This is a genomic window from Luteolibacter sp., from assembly GCF_039920825.1.
Lineage (GTDB): Bacteria > Verrucomicrobiota > Verrucomicrobiia > Verrucomicrobiales > Akkermansiaceae > Luteolibacter.
This window is the reverse complement of record NZ_JBDSCX010000041.1, coordinates 69790-92430: the sequence shown is the minus strand read 5'-3', so window position 1 is coordinate 92430 and position 22641 is coordinate 69790. Positions and strand designations below refer to the sequence as shown.

The window sequence follows — 22641 nt, the reverse complement described above, 5'->3', positions numbered from 1 at the left end:
TTATTCCTTCTCGACCTTGGACGGAGGCGCACTTTCGCCGTTGGGCGGCAAGGGCACCTTGGTCTCGGGCGGAGTCGGGAAAGTTTCAGTCGAGGGCGTGACCGGCGGCACCGGAGTGTTCGGGCTCGGCGCATCGGGATCGATCACCGTCGGGATGGCTCCTTCCGGTGGCAGCCCCGCAGGATCGACAGGCGGCAGTGGCATTCCGGCACCTGAGCCGCCGGGAAGTGGAGGATAAACCTGATACTCATTGGTGCCGGGAATCGGAGCCGCCGGAGTGGCGTTCGGATTTTCAAGCATCACCGAGGGGACGAAGCCGATGTCGCCGCTGTCGAGTTCCACCTTCACATAACTTCCGCTGGTGGAAATCACCTTCATCGAGGTGCCGCGCGGGAGGAGCTTGTCCGCATCCGCATCGCCCTTCGGACGGGCCTTGAAAAACGCCGTGTTGTCGATGGTCGCGCGGACGAATTCACCGGCGGAAAATGAAGGACCTGAAACGACGTTCACGTTGCTGCGGTCCGAGCCCGGCGCGCTGAGCGGATCAAAGCTACCGCTGCTGATGGGAGTGGACATGGTGTCACACGCCACAAGAGTCAGAGCGGCGATGGCGGAAAGGCCCGGGATAAACTTCATAGAGGCAGGAAAATGGCACGTCTGGGAGGACCGGTCAACGTCATTTCAACCACGCGATCACGCCTATTGGCTCTTCCGGACCACGTTGTTCTGCTCGTCCAGTAACAGATTCCTTGAGGCCACCGGTGTTTCCGATAGCGCGAACGCCATGATCGCCACCCGCTCGCCGGCCTTGATCAAATGCGCGGCCCCGCCGTTGATCATGATGTGGCCGGTGCCCGGCTGACCCGCCAGGACGTAAGTTTCCAGCCGGTTTCCGGTGGTGATCGAGGCGACCAGCACCTTCTCGCCCGGCCACAGATCCGCGGCTTCCATCAGGTCGGTCGGGATTTCGATGCTGCCTTCGTAATCGGCATCCGAGCCGGTGATCATGGCGCGGTGGAGCTTGGATTTCAGGACTTCACGGAACATGGGCGCGGGACTCAAGACCTTGCGAAACATGGCGGGAAGGAAATCGCCCGCCGCCCCGAGGTCAAGCGGCTTCGGAAAAGGGGGATAAGTCTTGCATCCTCTTTTCCAGCGTTTCAAAACGACCGCGACAAATCACGAAGGCGTCATGGAATCCGGTTAGAACCCGGAGCTGTCGCGCAGCGGTATCCGGATACGAATCCCCATACAGCCAATCGTCCGCAAGGAAGGTGAAGGCGGGGAGGAGGCATGAAGCCGGGAGCCCGAATACTTGGCCCTTCGTCGGCTCGTCACCCGTCCGTCATTTATTTGGCGGAACGGGGAAGTGGTCCTCCGCGAAAGGGGATCGACGGGGGAAGATTGCGGGCAGTTCGTCCGCGGTCCTCTCTTCGTGAGAAAATACAGAACACCGAAGAGATACACATGAAATTAAGCCAATCGCGGCGGGGATTCCTCGCTGTCGTCATCGCAGGTGCTTGCCTGCTTCCGTCCGTTTCCAGCGCTGCCATCACCGTCATCGGCAGCGGGCCGGATTCATCCTACCTCATTCTGGAATCGCCGAATCTCGGCATCCAGACCTATGAGATCCACTACACCTACAACTCGCTTAATCCCCAGGACGCTTGGTTCCTGCTGAGCCAAGTGGCAACCGAGGAGTCCTACACGGTTGCGAAAACCAACTACGGATCCGAGTCCGAGCCGAATTATTACATCAGCTCGATCAACGGTGAGACCGGTACCTCCACCTTTCCCTATCTCTACTGGGCACACTGGGTATCGGGCGGGCTTGGTTTCCAAGGGCCCGGTCCTGATTACAATTATGATCCCGGAGTTCCTCCGCTTGAAAGCTGGACGGCCGGCTACGGCGTTTCCACCCACCTCATCGCGCCCGGATCATCGGACGCGCTGGTTTATTCGGATGGATCTTCGCAGCCATCCTTCGCGCCGATTCCGGAGACCTCCTCCGCGGTATTAGGGGTCCTCGGATCGTTCGTGATCTTCAGACGCCGCCGCAACGGATAGAAAATCCAACCCATCCCGCTTTGCCGTCATTTCGGGAAAGCGGGAACATCCAAAATGACCACTCTTTTTCGTTTCGCCCTCGGCTTCACCCTCGCGACCTGCGCCGTTGCGGGGCCGTTTGCTCCCGCCGCCGGTCAACCCGGCAGCGATGCCATTGCCGTTGCCGATCCGCGTTTCACCACTTGGGCCACGTCCGTCTCGTCCATTCGCGGGCCGGTTGACATCGCGTACCCGGAGGACGAGGTCTATGTGAACTTCGGCGTCGAGGCCAACGCGACCGGCCCGGCCGATGCGACAGCCGCCGCTCCTTACCCGGTCATTTCGTTAGGCGATGGCGGCAGCGCCGATCTCAAGTTTGCGGTTCCCTTCGGCGACATTCCCGGTCCGGACTTCGCGGTGTTTGAAAACGGGTTTGTTTCGTTCAACACTACATTTCTCGAACTTGCCCACGTCGAAGTCAGCTCCGACGGCATCCATTTCTATCGGTTTCCATCCACCTCGCTCACTCCTCTCAGCACCACTCCCGGCGAAGGGACCAACGTGAATGCCACGAACGTCCGCAATCTCGCAGGCAAATACGTCGCCGGCTTCGGCACTCCGTTTGATCTCGCCGAGCTGCGCGCGCTTTATCCGGCGCTCGACACCCAGCGGATCATCCAGGTCCGGGTCATTGATGTCATCGGCACCAACGATCCCACTTTGGCCTCGCGCGATGCCACCGGAAATATCATCGCCGATCCCTACCCGACGGCCTACCCGACCGGAGGCTTCGACCTTGATGCGACCGGCGCTTTCCAACCCACCACCACCACTTACTCCGCGTGGGCGGCCAGCCAGGGGCTAACGAATACCGCCGCCACCGCCGATCCGGATCACAACGGTGTCCCCAATCTCATCGAATATCTAACAACGAATGGCGCTGTCGAACTGACCGGCAACACCCTGCATTTCTCCCGCCTTTCGTATCGAACCGGAGGAAATCTGAAACTCCAGGCCAGCACCGATCTCCTCCAGTGGACCACGCTTGCGGAATCCGCCAACGGAGCTGCCATGCAATCGGCCGACGGGAATGCCGCCACCGTTTCCGAGTCGGGTGGTTTCCGCAAAGACGTGAGTGTTCAATTGCTAACCGGCGCAACCCGCCGTTACTTCCGCCTCGCCGCCTCGCCTGTACCATGAGGAAATCCAGTCATTATGCTTCGGATTGCGGTTTCACTCTCGTGGAACTGCTGGTCGTCGTGCTGATCATCGCCGTTCTGGCAGTTCTTGGATTCCAAGGCTACCGCGTCGCCCGCTTGCGGGCGAACCAGATCGTCTCCACCACCAACCTGCGCCAGCTCGCCACCGCGAATCTCCTCTACGCTACCGATCATTCCACCTACGCGCCCGCCGGCGACCCGGCCAACCTGATCCGCTGGCACGGCGGAAGGGCCAGCGTGACGGCCAAGTTCGATCCCGCGAAAGGCTACCTCTCCGAATACCTCGGCGAAAGCCGGAGCGTTGGGATCTGTCCTGAATTCAAAGAGCATCTAACCGGATCGGATTCGTGGGAGGAAGGTTCCGGTGGCTACGGCTACAACTCCATCTACATCGGCGGAATGCCGCAGGATACCTTCACGCCCAACCGCCCGGCGGGCGTCAACAATCCGGCGCGCACGCTAATGTTCGCCACCACCGCCCTCGCCAAAGCCGGAGGCCTTCAGGAATACGCTTCCGCGGATCCGCCCAAAGAAGTTTTCGCCAGCTGGCGGCTTGGTGGTTCCCTGCAACCAAGCGTGCATTTCCGTTTCAACGGTCGCGCCCTCGTCGCCTGGTGCGACGGTCACATCAGCGAGGAATTATCTAATGGAAATTCAGCAACCAACTTCTACGGTGGAAACAATCAGGAAGCCAAAATCGGCTTCTGCGGTCCTGCCGCAAACAACGGTTGGTGGAATCCGAGGAATTAAGAGCCAAGCGCCTCAAAACCGCAGAACAGCTTGGAGCCGACCGGTGGCTTCGCGGGAAGCGGAAGATCGTGGTCGAGATGGCGGCGGCAGATTTCCTGAAAATCTTCAGGCGTTTTCATCCGCCGCATGTCGTATTCGAAATCTCCGTCCAGGCCGTGGCTGATGTAGGCCAGCGTTTTTTTCATCCGCTGCACGTGGGCGAGCGGAACGAACTTCGGCGTCTCGCGGGCGATCTCCTCGTAAAGCTCGAGCACGTATTCCCAGAGATCGCGGTAGCGCGGTGTGAATGCCGGTGTGGAATCGAATGCGGATGTTAGCTGGGAGAAGATCCACGGGTTCCGGATCGCGCCGCGGCCGATCATCAGTCCGGCAGCGCCGGTTTTCGATAGATAGGACAGGCCGGTTTCCGCGTCCACGACGTTGCCGTTGGCGATGACCGGGCAGGGCATCGCCTCCACCGCCTGCCGGACGCGGTCGGGATGCACCGGCGTCTGATAGCGTTCGACGACGGTGCGGCCGTGAATGGTCAGGCCGTCGATGGCGTGGCTGCGGAAAATTTCCAGCAGCCCCGGGAACTCGTCCGCAGTCGTATAACCGACCCGCGTCTTCACCGTGAATTTTCCGGGGATGGCCTCGCGCAGGGAACCAATCAGGCGGTCCACCGTTTCCGGACTGCGCAATAGCCCGCCGCCCGCGTCCTTGCGGCAGACGATCGGTGCGGGGCAGCCGAGATTCAGGTCGATCCCGGCGATGGGCAATTTTGCGAGCTCCTTCGCAGTGCGGACGAGGCTCGGCAGATCGCGACCGATCATCTGTGCGAACACCGGTTTGCCCGTTTCATTTTCCATGATGGAGCGGAGGATGTAGCGGTTCAAACAGGACTCCGGATGAACCCGGAAATACTCGGTCACGAACCAATCCGGCGCGCCCCGCCGCGCGATGACGCGCATGAACGGCAGGTCGGTCACGTCCTGCATCGGTGCCAGCACCAGCGCGGGACGTTGAATGGGAAGGAGATCTCGCATGGGGCGGGAAGGGGATGGCACAGCGCTCGCGGCGCGGGGTCAAGGAATTCGAATCGGCTGATAGACCCGCAGGAGGTGTCCCGCATCAATGACGGCGTGGTTTGCTCCTTGCAATTTGATCTTCCTGACGGCGGGAATTCCATTGACATTCAACGTCGATTGCCGATCCTTCGGATTAGTTAATTAATTGAATCCGGGAGGCCAAGTGGACAGTGATTTACTACACACCGAAAAAATTCTCGCTGATCGAAAGACGTTCTATCTCGATCTCAAGCAGAACAACCGCGGCATGGTTGTGAAGATCACCGAAGATGTCGGCGGAAATCGTGACACGATCATGGTGCCGGCTGAGATACTCGGAGATTTCATTGCGGCGCTCGCGGATATCAAAGCGACTGCCGACGAGCAGGAGTAAAACACCGCGGAGGTGTTAAGTCGGCCGGATTCGCCTTGCTGAAAGCGTCCGGGTTGCGGAAGGTAAACCGCAAGATTTCACATGGCATCGCAACCTTCCGTCAACGTCGCACGGCTAACTTATCTGTTGGTCTGTGAGGCTGCGGGTGTCGCAATCGCCCTGAGCACCAAGGGCCTCATCGATATTTCGATCGGCACCGGACTGCTGGTCGGACTCGGGGTCGCGGGATTTTTCATCTGGATCGAGTCGCTGATGAAAGGCTTCACGCTGAGAGGGTTTTCCACCGCCAGCTTCGGGCTCGGGGTCGGTCTGTTCTGCGCGTGGCTGCTCACGCGGGTGGAAATCTCGAATTTGCTGGAGTTGGTATTCCGCAGCAAACTGCAGGAAGACAGCGGAGTCGCGGGCGTGGAGCTCGATGTGCTGCGTCTAACGGTCAATGTCACGTTGTTCGCGAGCCTCGGATTCCTCGGCGCGGTGCTCGCCTTGCGGAGCAATCGCGATGACTTCGCCTTCATCATTCCTTATGTCCGTTTCCGCCAGGATTCGTCGACCGGCCAGCCGGTGGTGTTGGATGGCGATGCGGTGATGGACGGGCGGGTTCTCGGTATTTTCCGCTCGGGTTTCCTCCATGGTCGCTTGATTGTTCCGCGCTTCGTTCTCGACGATCTCCAGGTGAAGGCCGACACCGGAACGAACGGAGATCGCCAGAGAGCCCAGCGCGGACTGGACAGCCTGGAGCAAATGCAGAAGGCCTCCGACGTCCAGATTTCCATCCACGACAGCCTGATGTCCGCCGATGCAGGAACTCTCAACACCCGCCTCATCGAAACGACGCGGATGCTCGGCGCAAGGCTGATGACCGTGGATGAAAATCTCGTCAAAGTAGCGAAAATCCAGGGAGTGGACGTCCTCAGCATTCACGAACTCGATGATGCGTTGAAACCGACCATCGCCGTGGGAGAGCGGATCCGGATCGCTCTCGTTAGAGCGGGCAAGGAAGACCACCAGGCGGTCGGTTATCTGCCGGACGGAACGATGATTGTCGCCAACCATGCGATCAACAAGATCGGCACGACGACGGACGTCATCGTGGTCAGCACGCTCCACACCGCCAGCGGCACCATGGTGTTCGGCGAACTCTACAAGGCGGGCTTGGGCGTTTCATAAAAGTAGATCTCCGCTGCGGGATCTTTGAGTGAATCCACAAAGCGTTCCCACTCCCGGCATTCGTCATTTGTCGGCCCGATGGGTTGTTGATTTCCGTCCACGTTGGCGACAAGAAATTTAACAGGTGCCTCAGCTCCGGCGCTGATGCGGATTTTGCGGTGCAGATCCGTCATCCGTGCAGGCGAAAGTGCCCAACCCTCCGCTAACAGCACGATTCCGGCAGGCGCTTTGGCGAGCGCGTGGATGGCTTCCTGCTCGGCGCCCGCATCCAGCACCGCGATGGATTTCCATGCTGCGGGATGCACTCTGAGGCGTCGCAGCAGGAATGGCCGAAGGGTCGTTTGTGTCAGGCCGCTGCCGCCGACATCGAGCACGAGCACGCCGTCGAGCGGCTTTTCGTCGATGTCGATTCGCTCGGTGCCGGTGATTTCCCGCCACAACGCCCGATGATTTCTTCCTTGGAAATCCAAAGTTCCTAATGCTTTCCGGCCAGCCCGCCAGGCGAGCAACCACAGAATCGCCCGTGGCAATAGCCCCCAGACGAGCGTGACCATCAGCAGAAACTCCCACCATGCCGACGGCCCGGGAGCGAGGCCGGTGGTTCTCCCCGGCAGCCAGCGCGAGGCATCGATCACCGCGGCGCTTGGCGATGCCGCGGGAAACCACGCCGACCACGGTGCTGATAGAAATCCAGCCGTCGATTCCAGGCCCGACCTCATCGCCAGTTCGGTGGTCGTCTCCCAGAAAAATCCGACATGTTTCACGAGGACCAGCCCGGCCAATCCGCAGACGATGCCGATGTTGAAAAAAACTCCCGCAGTCTGGACCACGCGAGCGAGCCGCCACAACACCGCCGCCCTCGCCGCGCCGCCGCCGTCCATCAAGCCGCGCCACCATCCGTCGTCGCGGCTGCCCGCGATGCTTCGTGCGAGCTTTCCCGCCACCGCCTGCACCCCGCTGAAACCTTCGGCCGCACGCCTGCGAAAAAGCCAGGCGATCGTCGCAAGGGCCAAGACCAGCCATTGACCCCCGATCAGGATCGCGAGAAACAGCGTCACGTTGATGCCTCCCCGTTCGTGATCCAACAGGCCAATCACGGCGGAGATTCCGGTTAGAAAAGTAAACGCCGCCAACCCGGTCGTCACCAGCGAAAGCGCGGAGGAAAATTTTCTGGCCGCCGTGCCAGCCCGCATTCCCGCGAGCCAGACGCCGAGTCCTTCGCGCCGCGCCGCAGCTCCGTCCATGCCGCGGATGGCTGCGACGACATCCCCCCGCACCGATGGCGGAGTGGCGGGCGATGCGGCGACCGCCTGCTCGAAATCGACCAAGCGCTCCAATGTCCACGGCGGGGATTTCTCGGTCATGCGATGAAATTTCACGAACCGCGGACCCCCCGCGACGGGTGGAACAACCTATCCTTTTTTAGCCATCTGCTTGCGGAAAAGCGGGATCAGCTCCGCGTCCATCCAAGCGAATGCGGCTTCCAGACCGCCCGCGAGGTAGAGTTTGCCGATCGACGCTTCGACCCGTGTCGGGTTGCCGAAAGCGCTGAGGAAATCGTTCGAAGTCAGGCGGGTAAACCATTCTCCATCCATCGCATTGCGCTCGCGGAGGACATATTGGCGGGCGAAAAGCGCGAGCACGGCATCACCGACCCAGGCTGCTTCTCTTTCTTGGCGGAGTTCTTCGTCTTTGCGGCTCACGCGGGGAGAATGCACGATCCTAGAGGGGCCGCACGATTTTTTGCGTGCGTTCCCGCTCGATCCGGTCGCGCAGCCGGGTTTCCGAGTCCACATCCCAGTATCCCGGCTGCAGTTCGAGGAAAACCGACGAATACGGCAGGGCGGTGGGCGTCCGGATGACCAGCACGTCGAAACTGCGGCTCGCGTCTTCCAGCAAGGTCAGCAGCGACTGCTGGTCCAGTTCGGTGGTTTCGTGGCCGTGAAGCGAGCCTTGCAGCTTCTTGCGCAGTTCGTCGATGCCCGGAGCGAAGTCGTTTTCCATCGAGCGGAGTTCCCGGGAGACATAAATCTGGGGCCTGACGTTCTCGGTTTGTTCGAGTGTTTTCAGGACATAATCGAGGGCTTCGGGAACTTCGACCGGAGCATTTACCTGGCGGATTCCCGGCTTGCTGTGCGCGGGAAATGAAGCCTCGGCGATGACAATCCAGTTGCGATATCCCAACTGGCCGACCTGCCGCTGCACCGCTGTTTGCCAGGAGGAATCATCCGGCATGCTTGCACAACCCAGCGACAAAAGTGCCGCCCCAAAGGCAAGTAAACCACGACAAAAAACCATGAGTGCTTATGATGCATCCGCCCCCCGGCTGTCAACGCGCTGCCCGAGGTCATTTTCATATCCGCGAGCCGCCGGGGCGCGGGTGCGGCCTTAAAAATCCGGTGCCGGCACTTGCCAAACTGCCCAAGAGCGATGGACGCAAGATGGTGACCTTGGCGCACTGCTCCGCGAGAGGGCGACTGTGGGTAACAGCATTCGCTGACCCATGAAATACGGTGCGGACCTGAACGGGCGAAGACCGCATTTTTGCGGCTCTGAGGGGAAAATCACTTGCCCGGGTTTTTCGCCTCCCACTGCGCGCGCCAGCCTTCGGCCTGCGCCTTTAGCTTACTGTCGCTCACCTGGTTCAACGCCCAGCGCGAGGCCGCCGGGTCCTTGTGGGCGTTGAGCGACTGTTGCGAATATTCCATGTAGGCACGGTCCCGCCAGGCGCTGTCTTCGATGCCGGCGATCCACTCGCGGGCGGTATCGGGATTGTCGCGGAGGTAGGTATCGACACTTCGATAGAACAACTCGCTCGTCTCCTTGCGGACAGGCATGGTTGTCGCCCATTGCGCGACCTCCGCCGCATTTCCCTCGCGGACCAGCTGCTGGATCCGGTAGGTCGTTTCCTGGCTTTCGACGCGATCCCACGCGCCGCCGTCCACCAGCATATCCATCAGCGGCAGGACTTTTCCCGTGTCCTTGGACATCCCTTGCAGGACTGACCATGCGACATCTGCTTGGAGATTTTTCGGCAGGTCCTGGATTGCCGTATTGATCTCATCGGTGGTTTTCGATGCGAGCGCCTCTCCTAACATCATCGCCTGCAACTTGGCCATCCGGGGATCTGTGGCCTGCAGGCGCAGGATCTCGTCCTTGATCGCGCCCGGGTCCGAAGGTCCATCCACGGGGAGGAAATTTTTCAATTCATCCAGACTCACCACTTCATCCGGCAGGCTCTTGAGTGTTTCGAAAACCTTGGCGCGGACGGAGGTGTCGGTCTGCTCAGCCACTCCCTCAAGGCAACTGCTGATCAAACGTTCCTTGTCGCGCCAGGAAACATCGCCGGCTTTCGTTGCTAGAAACACAGGATCCTTCATTCCAACAGATTGAATCCATACGTTCCGCAGCATTCCCGTTCCCAATCCGAACTGCCGCCCGCGGATCATCTCCCAGCTCTCCTGCGGGTTCTTCGCCAGCGCGTCCGCGAAGACGTCGAGAAATGGTCCGACGTTGTTATAATAGTCGTGGTCGTCACCGTCCCACTCCTCGCCGAGCGCCGCTTCGATCGCCGAGGCGAGGTCCACTTCCGCCCATTTTTTCAGAAGATCCCGCTGGGTCCGCACCCGGTCTTCGGTGGTGAGGCCGGCCGTTTTCACGGCTTTCCACGCCCGGGTGAATTCGCTGCCGTGCCATTCCTTCGGCGGCCGGGACGACGAGGTTTTTCCATTCAAATAAGCTCCTCCCGATGGACTCCCCCGGTCCGGATGCTTCAAAACGTTTTCCGCGACGGCGGCGTCTCCTGCCGGTGCCGCTTGTCTGGCGAGCAGCACACCCGCCGCGACGACCAGCAGGTGGCTGGCGGTGAGAATGGCGATGGATTTCCGGGTCATGGCTTTTTCGCGTAAAGTTGATCGCTGAGTTCCCGGGCTTTGGTCGGGTTTTGTTCGCGGGTCGCCCAGACCAGCGAATTCATTGCTTTGTCTTTGTCGGCGCCCGGTGGCATGGCTTTCACCCACTCCACGTAGTCATCCCCATAGCGGTCGAGGCAGCCGCGGGCTTTCCAGTCCCAGCCTTTGGCGCGGTCGTCTTTTTCCTTCTGAGTCACCGGTTCTGGCAAGCTGCCGAGGAAGCTCATGAAATCGTCCGGGTTGTTGTTTCCGTAACTGTTCCAGGTACCGGAAAACAGCACCTCACGGCGCTTTTCCTCACTCAGTCCGTCCAACAGCGGCAGCGCCTTGTCCGGATTTTCTTCCGAAAGCTGATGATAGAGCGCGATGTGCATCGCTTCCTCGCCCTCGCTGGGAATTCCCGGCAAGCCGACGCGCACGGCACCCACCACATCATCGAGTGAGGACACTCCGTTGCGGAATTCGTAACGCCAGTCCCGGCCATTGACTAACAGTTTGTTGATGTCGCCGCCGACGATCTCACCGATGATCGTTTCGCGGAATTTCTTCTCGTTGCCTTTGGTGGCCCGCCTTGCCGCCACGCGTTTGTCCATGTCCATCGTGGGTGTGTTGAGCACTTCGTTGCCAAGCGCGCCTTTCAGGCTGGACGCCAGTTCGGTCTCCAGTTCGCCATGCTCGACGAGATCTAGCAGCCAATCCGCCGCTTGCCCGCTGGATTGGGAAAATCCCAATAGCAGGCCTTGCTGTTGTCCGGGGGTGGGCAGTCCCTTGGCATACTCCAACAGGCGTTCTTTTTCACTGAATCGGGCGACCTTGCCGATGGCCGTGAGAAACGTCGCCTGCTGCCACGCTTCCTCGCAGGGGGTTCCCTTCACGGCGGAGTCGAGTTTTAGGAAAATGGCGAAACCGCCGCCCGCTTTCATTTCGTCAACGGTGGCGGTTCGCAGGAGTGCGAAGGCGATAGGGTATTTTGTGAGCCATGGAAGCGATCCGAGTAATCCTTTTTCCGCGATTACTTCTTTAAAGACATCCGGCGCAATCAGAGGTCCGAGGTCTCCGAAATCGGAGTCGTTGACTGATGCCGTCGCGATGAAATCCATGGCGTCTGTCGGATTTTGCCTGAGCCAATGCAGGATCCGGACCTTCATTTCCGAGAACGCATCCTCATCGTTCGGACTCCCTTTCCATTTGGCAAATGCTTCGACAGCGGCGGCTTTCAAATCCTTCGCCACGGGCAAGGTTTCCTTCAGTTCCTCATAGCGGGATTTGATTTCAGATTGCTCTTTTTTAAATGCCGCGAGCAGCAATGCCCCGTCGCCCTCACCGTGGCTCCGCAGATTGCGGGTAGGCGATTTGGTCTGCGGCGGCGGATTCATCTCACCGGCGCGTTCGGTCTGCGGATGGTTGTGCCTTGCGAACGAATAGGCCGCACCGAGAGCGAGCAGATGCGTGGCTGCCAGCAGCAGGAGGTTTTTGCGGGACATGGGTTTCCGAGGCGAGTGCAAGACGCGGATGTTAGTCGCTGGCTTTCACTTGCCAATGATTGTTTCGCGGCACTCCAAAAAACAAATACGACTGAGGGACATGGATCGGTTCCTACCCGGAATTGACACCGATTCTGACTTCCCCGAATTCCTTCATCGTCCGGCGACGGGTTTCGCGTCGCCATTGGTATTCCGGATGCTAGCGTTGGGTCGCAATGAACATCGGCGTCCCCAAGGAAATCAAAGCACAGGAAAATCGAGTCAGCATGGTTCCCGGATCCGTCGCCGAGTTGGTCAAACGCGGCCATCGCGTTTTTGTCCAAAGCCGAGCGGGGGAAGGGGCGAGTTATTCCGACGAACAATACAAGGCCGCCGGAGCGGAAATCGTGGAAACCGCCGAAGCCGTGTTCGCAGAAGCCGAGCTGATCGTGAAAGTGAAGGAACCGCAACCCGATGAAGTCGCCCTGCTGGGTCCGCAGCACATCCTTTTCACCTATCTCCACCTCGCGGCGAACAAGGTTCTGACGGAAAGCCTGATGGCGTCTGGCTGCACCGCCATCGCCTACGAAACCATCGAAGTGAACCGGCATCTGCCTTTGTTAGAGCCGATGAGCGAGATCGCCGGCCGGATGTCCGCCATCGTCGGTTCCTATCATCTCGCGAAACACTGTGGCGGCCGCGGATCTTTGTTAGGTGGTGTTCCCGGTGTCGCTCCCGGCCGTGTCGTCGTCCTCGGCGGCGGCACCGCGGGGGTGAATGCGGCCCGCGTCGCCACCGGCATCGGCGCGGATGTCACGATTCTTGAGGTCGATTTCGAACGCATGCGCTTCCTCGACATCACCATGGGTTCGCACACCGTCTATTCAAACGAGGCGAATCTAGCCGATCTCCTGCCGCGAGTGGATCTGGTCATCGGCGCTGTTTTGGTTCCCGGAGCGAAAGCGCCCAAGCTCATCACCCGCGAAATGCTGCGGCTGATGCCGCATGGCAGTGTTTTCGTGGACATCGCCGTCGATCAGGGCGGCTGCGCCGAAACCACCCGGCCCACCACCCATGACAATCCCACATTCGTCGAGGAAGGCGTGCTTCACTACTGCGTTGCCAATATGCCCGGTGCTTATTCCCGCACCGCGACGCAGGCGCTCAACAACGTCACCCATCCATGGACGATGATGATTGCGGAAAAAGGACTCGATGGCGCCTGCCGGACGCGTAAGGAGCTGTTGGGCGGCATCAACGTCGCTGCTGGAAAACTCACCTGCAAGCCGGTCGCCGAAGCCCACGGAATTGAAGCGACCAGCATTTCGGAGATATTCGTTTGATCGAAAAACAAAAAAGCCCCCTCCGGCAGATCCGGAAGGGGCTTTTGTGATAAGGTTTACATCAACTGCGCACCGGCTTCCGCCAGTTCAGAGCGCTCGCCGCGGTTGAGGGCGACGTGGGCGACGAACGGCTGGCCTTTCAAGCGGTTCCGCGTGTAAACGAGGCCGTTGCTGCGGCTGTCCACATACGGATTGTCGATCTGCGCCGGATCGCCGACGAGCACGAGTTTCGAGTCGCGCGACATCCGGGTGACGATTGTTTTCGCTTCCTGCGGCGTGAGCTGTTGGGCTTCGTCGAGGATGAAGAAACGGTTGGGAATCGAACGGCCGCGGATGTAGCAGAGCGCTTCGATTTCGAGGATGCCTTGTTCCATCAGCAGTTCGTAAGGCTTCTTCGCTGCGGCCGGTGGAGCTCCTCCCGCCTTCTGTTGTTGCTTGCGGCGCGGGCCCAGCGGCGTGTTAGGGCGCATGAGGAGATCGAGCGCGTCGTGGATCGGTTGGAGCCACGGGCGCATTTTTTCATCGAGCGAACCGGGAAGGAATCCGAGCTGATCGCCCATCGCAACAACCGGACGACTGACGGTGATGCCGTTATATTTCCGGTTGAACATTTCGTGAAGTCCGGCAGCCACGGCGACCAGCGTTTTTCCGGTGCCGGCGTGCCCGTAACAGGTGACCAGCGAGATGTCCGGATTGAGCAGCGCGTCGATCAGGCAGCGCTGGCCGAGGTTGAGCGGCTTGAGCGATTGTCCGTCGGGGATTTTCAACACTTCAGGTAAATTCAGCCTGACGAAACGGCCGTCCGGCGCAAGCCGGGCGGGAATCGTTTGTTTCTCACCGGCACCTAGCAGAACGTATTCATTCACCGCGACGCCCGAAGTGCGGTCCTCGTCCACGGTGAGTTCGCCCGCGCTGGCGAAGCGATGCAGTTCGCTGGGATCGACTTCGATACGACGAACCTCGTAGTTGGAAACCTCGCGGGCATCGACCTTGTCGTTCAGATAGTCCTGGCAGTCGATTCCCACGGAGCGGGCCTTGAGCTGCATGTTGATATCCTTGGTCACCAGCACGACCGGCGCGTCGTTGTACTGCATGAGCAGCAGGCAGGCGGCGAGGATGCGGTGATCGACTCTTTCGCGGTCGGGGAAAACCCGGTGGAAGCGGTTGAGTTGGTCCGAGTTCTTCGGGCAACTGGCGGGATCGTAAATGACGAGGCGCACGGTTCCGCCGCCTTCCGTGGTGACGCCCTGCGTGACCTTGTCCGCGCAGGAAAACATTTCAGTTAGGCGGCGATGGACGCGGCGGGCGTTGGCTCCGCGCTCGGTTTGCTCGGACTTGAACTTGTCCAGTTCCGCCAGCACATCGACAAGGATGCAAAGGTGGTTTTCCTTGAATCGTTCCAAGGCTGCGGGGTCGTGCAGGAGAACATTGGTGTCGAGCACGTAGTTTTTCGCGAGCTGCGATGGGGCGGTGAGTCCGAAGTCCATGGGTTTTGGGTTACCGCTTCCCGCTCGCTTCTTCCGGGTGACGCCTCCATCTTCAAGTTTTTCCTCAAACAATGCGGACTGACCTTCCTCGGTGCGATGAATCATCGTGGGTGTGGGTGCTGGGTATTTTGACGGGTGATAGGGTGCGTAGTGCCAGCCCGTCGCCAGCATACGCAGTGCCAAATCGTGACATCGAATCTTTGACCAATTTAATCAAGATAGGTTGACTATTACTATCCGTGGCAAGATGACAATCAGGAAATTGCCGTTGCCGGGATAATCCAAATTTGGCGTGGCTCGAAACCCTGTCAATCAATGACTTCCAAGTTTCTGCAAAGTTCCGCCAAGGTGGCTCGTCTCAATTTCCCGAGCTCGCTGCGCGGCAATTCGGGGATCATGCGGGCGGCTTGCAGTCGTTGGAAACCGGGAGCTTGCTCTTTGTGAACCGTGAGAACCCGCCGGATCACGGCCGGATTGACACCCGCTTCGAAAACGGGAACCAGCGAGTTTTCCGTCCGCTCGTCCGGAATGGCGACGATGGCGAAAGTGCCGGCTTTAAGCTCGCCTTTTGAATAGGCAACAAGCTGACGTTCAATGATTTCCGGATCGACGAGCTCACCCAGGATTTTCACCAAAGTGTCTGCACGGCCGAGCGGGGTGAGCGCTTCGTGGTCCAGTTCCACGCGGTCGGATGCCGTGTGCCACTCGGATTCCCGCGGGGTGAATTTTCCTTCCGAAACATATCCTGAAAATAACGCCGGACCTGTGATCCGAAGCCGGTGATCGTCCGACAGTTCCACCTTCCAAATCGGCAGCAACGGGATGGGCGCGGGCCGATACGGCATGCCTAGTACTTCGAGCCCCTGGGTGGCGATCTGGGAGCCGGTTTCGGTCATTCCATAACTCGCCAGAACCGGCCAGCCGAGATCCCGCGCGGCTTGGCCTGTTAGCGTGTCGAGGTGACCGCCGCCGACAACGATGGCTGTTAACGACGACGGAGCTGCCAGATCGGCTTTCACCAAATCATGAACCTGCGTGGGGACCAACGACGTGTGGGTCACGTTTTCGCGTTCGATCCAATCCTGGAAAACTAGAGGATTCCAACGGCCGTCGAAGGCGGACCAACTGCAGTTTGCCTGATAGGCCCTGGCCGCCACGCCGAAGCCGCCGACATGATGCAGCGGAAGCGCGATTCCCCATCGGGAATCGTGGGTGACTTCCAGATATCGGTTCACCGCTGCAGCGGAAACGAGCAGTGCTTGTTTCGAGAGTGCCACCCATTTGGGTTTGCCCGAACTGCCGGATGTCTCGAAAAGCACGTGGCCTGTTAGTTCGGGGATCTCCGCGAATTCACCGGCGTTTTCCGGTGTCGGATCCACCCAGAATTCCTGGCTTGTCAGTAAAGTCGCGTCCATGGCTGGGCATCGAGAAGATCGTCGAAACCCAGTCCGGTACCGGCGGGAACTTTGAAATCCGGCGACCAAGGACCAAGAGCCTCGGAGAATTCGTTAGGCTCGAACAGGTGATGCGTTTGCAAGCCGCAAATGCCGACCAAGCCGGGAAATTGCAACCCGAGCCGCGCGGCTTCCCACGCCGCGAACGCCTGGCCGAGCGGGTGGTCCATGTAGCTGGTCACGACGACGCGCTGGTTGTGACCGAGCGCCGCCTCACCTAACAAAAATGGCTCGTCGATGGCGGGCTTGATCACCATTACCTGCGCGGCGGATGACAGCGGGGCCGCTTCACGGTCAACCGCGAGTTTCACCCGGGTCTGGCGGCGGATTTCGGTCCACGCTGTTTCCGAATACGGACTTGGATCTTCCACAAAGTCGATGGCCGCGCGGGTCTTCTCCGCAAGTCCTAACAAAAAATCGGCGGCATCGCCGGGAGTGAGCGATTCATTGAAATCCAGCCGCCATTTCAACTGCGGGTTTTCGGTGGTCATCTCATCGAGAAACTTCGCTTCAGCCGATAAATCGCGGCCTGTTTTGAGCTTCACCGTGGTGAATCCGGCCTCCACCGCGAGTGCTATTTCCGCGACATCGGCCTTCGCCAGCGTTGCGTGGCTGGCGGGCACTTCCATTTCCTCGAACAACGAGTTGTCAAACGCCCGCGATGCACGGTCATACTCCGCGCAACGGATCGCGCGGCGGACGATGGGCCAGCGGCGGGCACCCGCGAGATCTGCGAGACATCTATCCAACGTCGGATCGCCCAGCTCGGGCCACGGATGGATGCAGCCGAATCCACCGTCGATCTGGATCAACGCGCCTTCGAATTCGCGGCGGTTGGAAATGGAATTCAGGAAGCCGCGCGCCTTGAGGCGGTAGCGCGCGATCATCGGTTTCTGGTCGATAAGGTTCATCGTCAGTGGGCCATCACGGCGGCGAAATGAAAGGCGGCTGCGAATAAAATCAACTGCACGCCGCCGAGTGCGAGCAAGCGGTTGAACGCCGGCCCCGGGGCCAGCGTCATTACGCCGAGGATGATTCTCAGGCCTATGAGAAAGCCGGGAGCTCCCGCGATGGCCAGTGGAGGCATGTTGAACGAAAACCAGCCAAGCCCCGCGAAAACCGTCAGGTGGACTTCCACCCAGATCACCGCCACTGCGACTTTCGGGCCGAAGCGGACGGCGAGCGTGCGCTTGCCAGTGGTGGCGTCTTCCTCTCGGTCGCGCAGATTATTGATGGAAATCAGGATCGATGACAGCAGCCCGATCTGCAGTCCTAACAAAAGCGCCTCGCGCGGCCACCCGCTGGTTTGGATGAACACGGTGCCGCACACCGCGACGAGTCCGAAGAACAGGATCACGAACAGCTCGCCCATCCCGCGATAGGCGAGGGGAAACGGTCCGCCGGTGTAGCCGTAGGCGAGAAACAGCGAGGGAATCCCGATGGCGACGATCGGCCAGCCGCGCGCCTGATAGAGAACCGTGCCGCAGGCCACTGCGATTCCGAGAAACACCGTTGCCAGCCGCATCACGGTTTTCGAATCCATCATGCCCGAAGCGGTCACCCGTGTCGGGCCGAGCCGGCGCTCCGTGTCCGCGCCTTTCCTCGCGTCGATGGCGTCGTTGAAAAAATTCGTCGCGATCTGAATGGCGATCGATCCGCCGAGCGTGCACAGCGCGAGCAGCAGATTGAAATTTCCGGTCAATTTCCAAGCCAGCACGCACCCCGCCCACACCGGCACGATGGCGGCGGGTAGGGTTTTCGGACGCGCCGCGAGGAGGCAGGCTTTGAGAGTGGAACCGGTCACGGGCGGAGTGAAACCCGAAGCATTCCGGGAATCGACCCATTTTATATCGGTCGGTGAAAATCCGGCTTCACCTCGCGATGAAAATAGATAGATTCCGGTTTGCTGATCACATGAACCCACGAAAAAACCGACTCATTCTCGCGGCGGCGGTCCTTTTACTGACGGCGTTGGGCATCATCCTGATATCGCGCGGTGACCATCCCGTTTCATCCGTCGCGAGGGCGGATATCCTTTCCGGGAAAAAGACGCGTTCGGACCTGAGCGAGAGCCATGATGAGCGCGGGATGCCTCGGAGCAGGGCTCCGAAAGTCCGGCAGGAGTTTTCCAACTTTGTGAAGCTCATGGGCGAGGGTGATCCTCCGAAGCTTTCCGCCGCACAGCTCGAAACCTACGTGAATTCCGCGGGCCGAAACGTGGATTCGCTGCTCGCCGCATTCCGGCTCGGCAAGGATGAGGCATATCTCAAGGAGGCGTTGGAAAAATTTCCCCACAATCCGCAAGTGTTGTTGGAAGCCGCCCGCATGGGCAATGATCCTGCGAAACGGCTTGAGATCCTCGACCGGATGAGAAGTGAGGCCCCCGGAAATGGCCTCGTCGACTTGATGTCCGCAAAGGCGCTCTTCGATCTGGGAAAGGATGAGGAAGCATTCGCCCGGTTGCGGTCGTCCGCGGGGAAACCGCTTGATGATTTCACCCGAAGTTCCTGGCAGAACGGCGAGGAGGCCTACGCGTCGGCGGGATATTCCGCTGCGGAAGCCAAGCTCTCGTCGATGTATTCGCTGACGAAACCGGAGGCGATCCAGTCCCGTGGCATGGGCGACAAGCTTGTGAAATTAAGGCAGGGCTATGAAGCGGCCGGAGATCATGAATCTGCGGAGATGGTTGTTTCCGCGCAGCTTGAGTTGGCCCGCCAAATCGGGGACGGCGCATGCGTCGTGGAAAAACTGGTCGGCTTGGTGCATGAGAAAATGGTCGTGAAAGGGGACGAATCGCCGGAGGCGGACGAGATTCGTGCCGACATCGTTCTGCGCCGGGACGCTCTGGTCGCTTCGGCGAACAAGGTTTCCGAGATGATGAAGTCCACCGCCGTTCCGGAAAGCGACTGGGTGAATTACTTCGACCGGACCAAGTTATTCGGTGAAAACGCGGCGAACGACTGGCTGTTGGAGAAATATCCGCAGCATTGATTTCCGAAACAAACAGGGCGACGGGTTGTCATGGAAACGATCACCGACAACACCGCCCGCAGCCGATTTGAACTGGTGGAGGAAGGCAAGCTGGCTTTCGCCGACTACCGCCTTGATGGAATCCTCCTGATCCTGCCGCACGTGGAGGCGGATCCGGCGTTGCGTGGAAAAGGATCGGCGGGGCGGTTGATGGCCGGAGTGCTGGCGCTGGCACGCGAGCGCGGGTGGCAAGTCAGACCGATCTGCGGGTATGCGGCGGCTTATATCGAGCGGCATCCGGAATATCGGGATTTGCTGGGGTGAGTTTTGGAAATCCAGACCGCGCTCGATCCATTTCATCCAATTTCTTGCCAAGTTTGCGAAGTTCCCCTTCACTCCCGCCCGGTCGCCACCCACCCGGAGGGCGCGGATTGAAACACCCATGGCCCTTATCGTTCAAAAATACGGCGGAACCTCCGTCGGCTCGCTCGACCGGATCCGCAATGTCGCCGCGCGGATGAAACGCACTCGTGACGAAGGAAATCAGGTCGTCACCGTGGTTTCCGCCATGTCGGGGATGACTGACAACCTGATCAAAATGGCCAAGGAGCTCGCGGAAAATCCCAGCGAACGCGAACTCGACGTCCTCCTCGCCACCGGCGAACAACAATCCATCGCCCTGCTCACCATCGCCCTCCACGAACTCGGCGTGGAAGCGGCCTCCGTCACCGGCAGCCAGGCCGGCATCCGCACCACCGGCTCCCACACCCGTGGCCGCATCCTCAATATGGACCCCACGCTGATGAAAAGTTTCCTCGATGAGGGGAAATCGCTCGTCGTCGCGGGTTTCCAAGGCGTCACGCCGGACGGCATGATTCACACCCTCGGCCGGGGCGGCTCCGACCTCACCGCCATCGCCGTCGCCGCCGCGCTCAAGGCCGATGTCTGCCAGATCCTCACCGACGTGGACGGCGTTTACACCTGCGATCCGCGCGTCGTGAAAAACGCCCGCAAGCTGCCGGAAATTTCCTACGACGAAATGCTCGAAATGGCATCGTCCGGCTCGAAGGTCATGCAATCCCGCTCGGTCGAGTTCGCCAAGAAATTCGGCGTCATTTTCGAAGTCCGCTCCTCACTCAACGACAATCCAGGAACCCTCGTGTTAGAAGAACATCCCAACATGGAAAACGTCGTGATTCGCGGCGTCTCGATCGAACGCTCGCAAGCGCGCATCACCATCACCGGCATCCCCGACGCCCCGGGCATGTCCGGCCTGATCCTCGGCGCGCTCGCCGAGGCGGAGATCAATCTCGACATGATCGTATCCAACATCGCGCACGACGGCTTCGCCCGCCATTCGTTCACCATGCACAGCAGCGACCTCGGCAAGGCCCAGGCCGCGCTCAAGCCGGTGCTCGCCGATCTCGCGCCGAACTCGAAGATCGAGACCGAAGCCGGCATCGCGAAACTTTCCGCCGTCGGCATCGGCATGCGTTCCCACTCCGGTGTCGCCGCCACCATGTTCAAGGCCCTCGGTGCCGCGGGCATCAACATCGGCATGATCTCCACCTCGGAAATCAAGATCGCCGTGACCGTGGACGAGACCCGCATCGAAGACGCCGCCCGCGCCGTGCATGACGCGTTCGGTTTGGACAAGGTGCCCGCGTAGCGGCGACCACCGGTCGCCGCGAAATGCTGGCAGACCGAGACTCCACTTCCCGGAAACTCCCTCGGCAAAAACGAAACTGGTAGATTCCTCCGGTCTCGTTCAAACCTTGGCGCATGAAATACGCTGCCTCGGTCAAAGCCGACAACTCTGCCGCAGCCCAATCACAGGGCAGAGCCTCCATCTTGCGCCAGTGCCGGTCGTCGTGCTTTCTCTATCCGCAAATTCGACAGACACTGTCTGTCGAATTCCCCGCTCTTCCCAATTCGCGGGTCGGCGACCCGCGAATTCCGGCGACACTGTCGCCGGAATCTGTCGCGATCACCTTGCCCGGCACCATTCAGTCGCCTCCTTCAATTCGGCAGACACTGCCTTCCAATCAAAAACCAACACTCGTCCTTCATCAATCCACTCTTCCCATCACAATGTCTGCCAGCTAGTCTCTAACTCACCGAATCTCTCGTCGCCTAGTCGATCCGCTCATGCAGTTTACCGACCTCGTTCACAGCATCCGTCACCTCGACACCTCCTTGCGAAAAGGGGTGTCCTCCGTGGCGAATAGCGCCCTGACCGTGCGCAACTGGGTCATCGGGGCATGGATCCTTGAGTTCGAGCAGGACGGAGCCGACCGCGCCGCTTATGGCGAGCGACTCGTGCCGGATCTCGCGGAAAATTTGGCGCTCCCGGGACTCGGCGCTTCCAGCCTGTGGGCCTGTCGGCAGTTCTTCGTGCAATACCCAGGCATTCTCCAGACGCTGTCTGGAGAATCTCTTGCCCGGACACCGCAGCTCCTGCCGATTCTCCAGACACTGTCCGGAGAATCCTCTCAGACCCCCGTCGTCAGCCTTGAGCACCTCCGGGACTTGGTCGCGGACCGCGCGGCCGCTGACGGATCGGCCCGGCCGGGATTTGCCCTGCCTCCCGAACGCCTCCTCCAGTCGCTCGGCTTCTCCCATTTTGTCGAACTGATGAAACTCGACGACCCATTGAAGCGCGTCTTCTACGAAATCGAAGCCATCCGTGGCGCTTGGACGGTGCGGGCGCTGAAACGCCAGATCGGCTCCCTGCTCTTCGAGCGCACCGGGCTTTCCACAGACAAGGAAAAGCTCACCCGCCTCGCCCATGAATCCTCCGAGGCGCTACGGCCCGTGGACATCATCCGGGACCCCTACATCTTCGAGTTCCTCGGCCTCACTCCGGCGGAGGCCTTGCGGGAAAAGGATCTGGAAAACGCCCTCATCGATCACCTCCAGGGCTTCCTCCTCGAACTGGGCCACGGCTTCTGCTTCGAGGCCCGTCAGAAAAAGATCCGCATCGGCACCACCGACTACTTCATCGATCTGGTCTTCTACCACCGCAGGCTGAAATGCCACGTCCTCATCGACCTCAAGGCCGAGCCTTTCACCCACGCGAACGCCGGGCAGCTCAACACCTACCTCAGCTACTACCGCAAACACGAGATGAGCGAGGGTGATCGGCCTCCCGTGGGACTGCTCCTTTGCACAGACAAGGACCACGCCCTCGCCGAATACGCCCTCGGAGGCATGGACGAGCGGCTCTTCATTTCCACCTACCGCCTCGAACTGCCCGAGAAATCCCAGCTCGAAGCCTTCCTCCGGGCCGAAGCTAAACGCCTCGGGTTCTGAAACCCTCGCGGCTCCGTTCATTTCCCCATGCTACTCAACGCCAAGCTCCGGGACCGCGTTTGCTCCTCCGGTCTTTCC

The 22641-nt window shown here is 60.0% G+C and carries 22 protein-coding genes and 1 riboswitch; of the genes, 10 read left to right on the top strand and 12 right to left on the bottom strand.

What is annotated here, in order from left to right:
* Complete coding sequence (locus ABIQ96_RS11580) at nt 1–636, bottom strand: hypothetical protein (RefSeq protein WP_348214749.1); 636 nt, start codon at nt 634–636, stop codon at nt 1–3.
* 63 nt (nt 637–699) lie between these two features.
* A complete protein-coding gene (locus tag ABIQ96_RS11575; protein ID WP_348214748.1) occupies nt 700–1077 on the bottom strand; it encodes an aspartate 1-decarboxylase in 378 nt (125 codons plus the stop codon).
* 117 nt (nt 1078–1194) lie between these two features.
* Nucleotides 1195–1315, top strand: a riboswitch (cobalamin riboswitch).
* A 152-nt stretch (nt 1316–1467) separates the two neighbouring features.
* Between ABIQ96_RS11575 and ABIQ96_RS11570 the strand changes: the two genes are divergently transcribed.
* From ABIQ96_RS11570 to ABIQ96_RS11560, 3 genes are read left to right on the top strand one after another with little or no spacing between them, the layout of a single operon-like run.
* A complete protein-coding gene (locus ABIQ96_RS11570; protein WP_348214747.1) occupies nt 1468–2067 on the top strand; it encodes a hypothetical protein in 600 nt (199 codons plus the stop codon).
* A 54-nt stretch (nt 2068–2121) separates the two neighbouring features.
* A complete protein-coding gene (locus tag ABIQ96_RS11565) occupies nt 2122–3246 on the top strand; it encodes a hypothetical protein (RefSeq protein ID WP_348214746.1) in 1125 nt (374 codons plus the stop codon).
* Nucleotides 3243–4016 carry a prepilin-type N-terminal cleavage/methylation domain-containing protein gene (locus ABIQ96_RS11560; protein ID WP_348214745.1) on the top strand — a complete coding sequence of 258 codons (774 nt, stop codon included), beginning with the start codon at nt 3243–3245 and terminating at the stop codon, nt 4014–4016. The genes ABIQ96_RS11565 and ABIQ96_RS11560 overlap by 4 nt, the downstream gene beginning before the upstream one ends.
* Here the strand turns inward: ABIQ96_RS11560 and ABIQ96_RS11555 are convergent.
* Nucleotides 4013–5041 (bottom strand): tRNA-dihydrouridine synthase family protein, encoded by a 1029-nt coding sequence (locus ABIQ96_RS11555; RefSeq protein ID WP_348214744.1) that lies wholly within the window; start codon nt 5039–5041, stop codon nt 4013–4015. The genes ABIQ96_RS11560 and ABIQ96_RS11555 overlap by 4 nt on opposite strands.
* Nucleotides 5042–5246: 205 nt before the next feature.
* On the opposite strand from ABIQ96_RS11555, the gene ABIQ96_RS11550 reads away from it, so the two are divergent.
* Complete coding sequence (locus tag ABIQ96_RS11550) at nt 5247–5456, top strand: RNA-binding protein (RefSeq protein WP_348214743.1); 210 nt, start codon at nt 5247–5249, stop codon at nt 5454–5456.
* Between the two features lie 81 nt (nt 5457–5537).
* Nucleotides 5538–6623: a hypothetical protein gene (locus tag ABIQ96_RS11545; protein ID WP_348214742.1), complete on the top strand. Its 1086-nt coding sequence runs from the start codon at nt 5538–5540 to the stop codon at nt 6621–6623.
* Here ABIQ96_RS11545 and ABIQ96_RS11540 read toward each other — a convergent pair.
* From ABIQ96_RS11540 to ABIQ96_RS11520, 5 genes are all read right to left on the bottom strand, one after another.
* The gene (locus tag ABIQ96_RS11540) at nt 6596–7987 is read right to left on the bottom strand and encodes a DUF2868 domain-containing protein (RefSeq protein WP_348214741.1); all 1392 of its coding nucleotides are present in this window, start codon (nt 7985–7987) and stop codon (nt 6596–6598) included. The genes ABIQ96_RS11545 and ABIQ96_RS11540 overlap by 28 nt on opposite strands.
* Before the next feature lie 48 nt (nt 7988–8035).
* Nucleotides 8036–8326, bottom strand: a complete 291-nt coding sequence (locus ABIQ96_RS11535; RefSeq protein ID WP_348214740.1) for a hypothetical protein — start codon at nt 8324–8326, stop codon at nt 8036–8038.
* Between the two features lie 19 nt (nt 8327–8345).
* Complete coding sequence (locus ABIQ96_RS11530; RefSeq protein ID WP_348214739.1) at nt 8346–8858, bottom strand: RbsD/FucU domain-containing protein; 513 nt, start codon at nt 8856–8858, stop codon at nt 8346–8348.
* Between the two features lie 329 nt (nt 8859–9187).
* Nucleotides 9188–10516, bottom strand: a complete 1329-nt coding sequence (locus ABIQ96_RS11525; RefSeq protein WP_348214738.1) for a hypothetical protein — start codon at nt 10514–10516, stop codon at nt 9188–9190.
* Entirely contained in the window at nt 10513–12018 is a 1506-nt protein-coding gene (locus ABIQ96_RS11520; protein WP_348214737.1) for a hypothetical protein, read from the bottom strand. Before ABIQ96_RS11520 ends, ABIQ96_RS11525 begins: the two co-directional genes overlap by 4 nt.
* 215 nt (nt 12019–12233) lie before the next feature.
* On the opposite strand from ABIQ96_RS11520, the gene ald reads away from it, so the two are divergent.
* Entirely contained in the window at nt 12234–13340 is a 1107-nt protein-coding gene (ald, locus tag ABIQ96_RS11515) for an alanine dehydrogenase (protein ID WP_348214736.1), read from the top strand.
* 56 nt (nt 13341–13396) lie between these two features.
* Here ald and ABIQ96_RS11510 read toward each other — a convergent pair whose 3' ends face one another.
* From ABIQ96_RS11510 to menA, 4 genes are all read right to left on the bottom strand, one after another.
* Complete coding sequence (locus tag ABIQ96_RS11510) at nt 13397–14932, bottom strand: PhoH family protein (protein ID WP_348214735.1); 1536 nt, start codon at nt 14930–14932, stop codon at nt 13397–13399.
* Nucleotides 14933–15135: 203 nt separating this feature from the next.
* The gene (locus tag ABIQ96_RS11505) at nt 15136–16242 is read right to left on the bottom strand and encodes an AMP-binding protein (protein WP_348214734.1); all 1107 of its coding nucleotides are present in this window, start codon (nt 16240–16242) and stop codon (nt 15136–15138) included.
* On the bottom strand, nt 16224–17192 hold the full coding sequence (locus ABIQ96_RS11500; protein ID WP_348214733.1) for an enolase C-terminal domain-like protein: 969 nt from the start codon (nt 17190–17192) through the stop codon (nt 16224–16226). The genes ABIQ96_RS11505 and ABIQ96_RS11500 overlap by 19 nt, the downstream gene beginning before the upstream one ends.
* Before the next feature lie 2 nt (nt 17193–17194).
* Nucleotides 17195–18085: a 1,4-dihydroxy-2-naphthoate octaprenyltransferase gene (menA, locus tag ABIQ96_RS11495; RefSeq protein WP_348214732.1), complete on the bottom strand. Its 891-nt coding sequence runs from the start codon at nt 18083–18085 to the stop codon at nt 17195–17197.
* Nucleotides 18086–18195: 110 nt separating this feature from the next.
* Between menA and ABIQ96_RS11490 the strand changes: the two genes are divergently transcribed.
* The 4 genes from ABIQ96_RS11490 (at nt 18196) to ABIQ96_RS11475 (ending at nt 22563) form a co-directional block, all read left to right on the top strand.
* Nucleotides 18196–19272, top strand: a complete 1077-nt coding sequence (locus ABIQ96_RS11490; protein WP_348214731.1) for a hypothetical protein — start codon at nt 18196–18198, stop codon at nt 19270–19272.
* A gap of 30 nt (nt 19273–19302) precedes the next feature.
* Nucleotides 19303–19575, top strand: a complete 273-nt coding sequence (locus ABIQ96_RS11485; protein ID WP_348214730.1) for a GNAT family N-acetyltransferase — start codon at nt 19303–19305, stop codon at nt 19573–19575.
* Nucleotides 19576–19693: 118 nt separating this feature from the next.
* A complete protein-coding gene (locus ABIQ96_RS11480; RefSeq protein ID WP_348214729.1) occupies nt 19694–20920 on the top strand; it encodes an aspartate kinase in 1227 nt (408 codons plus the stop codon).
* Nucleotides 20921–21399: 479 nt separating this feature from the next.
* Nucleotides 21400–22563 carry a PDDEXK nuclease domain-containing protein gene (locus ABIQ96_RS11475; protein ID WP_348214728.1) on the top strand — a complete coding sequence of 388 codons (1164 nt, stop codon included), beginning with the start codon at nt 21400–21402 and terminating at the stop codon, nt 22561–22563.
* Nucleotides 22564–22641 lie beyond the last annotated feature (78 nt).

Bases quoted from the DNA above. Each gene is read 5' to 3' on its own strand.
- ABIQ96_RS11540 (WP_348214741.1), bottom strand. From the start codon at position 7,987: ATGACCGAGAAATCCCCGCCGTGGACATTGGAGCGCTTGGTCGATTTC.
- ABIQ96_RS11505 (WP_348214734.1), bottom strand. From the start codon at position 16,242: ATGGACGCGACTTTACTGACAAGCCAGGAATTCTGGGTGGATCCGACA.
- ABIQ96_RS11555 (WP_348214744.1), bottom strand. From the start codon at position 5,041: ATGCGAGATCTCCTTCCCATTCAACGTCCCGCGCTGGTGCTGGCACCG.
- ABIQ96_RS11530 (WP_348214739.1), bottom strand. From the start codon at position 8,858: ATGCCGGATGATTCCTCCTGGCAAACAGCGGTGCAGCGGCAGGTCGGC.
- ABIQ96_RS11575 (WP_348214748.1), bottom strand. From the start codon at position 1,077: ATGTTTCGCAAGGTCTTGAGTCCCGCGCCCATGTTCCGTGAAGTCCTG.
- ABIQ96_RS11480 (WP_348214729.1), top strand. From the start codon at position 19,694: ATGGCCCTTATCGTTCAAAAATACGGCGGAACCTCCGTCGGCTCGCTC.
- ABIQ96_RS11580 (WP_348214749.1), bottom strand. From the start codon at position 636: ATGAAGTTTATCCCGGGCCTTTCCGCCATCGCCGCTCTGACTCTTGTG.
- ABIQ96_RS11565 (WP_348214746.1), top strand. From the start codon at position 2,122: ATGACCACTCTTTTTCGTTTCGCCCTCGGCTTCACCCTCGCGACCTGC.
- ABIQ96_RS11485 (WP_348214730.1), top strand. From the start codon at position 19,303: ATGGAAACGATCACCGACAACACCGCCCGCAGCCGATTTGAACTGGTG.
- ABIQ96_RS11570 (WP_348214747.1), top strand. From the start codon at position 1,468: ATGAAATTAAGCCAATCGCGGCGGGGATTCCTCGCTGTCGTCATCGCA.
- ABIQ96_RS11475 (WP_348214728.1), top strand. From the start codon at position 21,400: ATGCAGTTTACCGACCTCGTTCACAGCATCCGTCACCTCGACACCTCC.
- ABIQ96_RS11510 (WP_348214735.1), bottom strand. From the start codon at position 14,932: ATGATTCATCGCACCGAGGAAGGTCAGTCCGCATTGTTTGAGGAAAAA.
- ABIQ96_RS11520 (WP_348214737.1), bottom strand. From the start codon at position 12,018: ATGTCCCGCAAAAACCTCCTGCTGCTGGCAGCCACGCATCTGCTCGCT.
- ABIQ96_RS11560 (WP_348214745.1), top strand. From the start codon at position 3,243: ATGAGGAAATCCAGTCATTATGCTTCGGATTGCGGTTTCACTCTCGTG.
- ABIQ96_RS11525 (WP_348214738.1), bottom strand. From the start codon at position 10,516: ATGACCCGGAAATCCATCGCCATTCTCACCGCCAGCCACCTGCTGGTC.
- ABIQ96_RS11500 (WP_348214733.1), bottom strand. From the start codon at position 17,192: ATGAACCTTATCGACCAGAAACCGATGATCGCGCGCTACCGCCTCAAG.
- ald (WP_348214736.1), top strand. From the start codon at position 12,234: ATGAACATCGGCGTCCCCAAGGAAATCAAAGCACAGGAAAATCGAGTC.
- ABIQ96_RS11490 (WP_348214731.1), top strand. From the start codon at position 18,196: ATGAACCCACGAAAAAACCGACTCATTCTCGCGGCGGCGGTCCTTTTA.
- ABIQ96_RS11545 (WP_348214742.1), top strand. From the start codon at position 5,538: ATGGCATCGCAACCTTCCGTCAACGTCGCACGGCTAACTTATCTGTTG.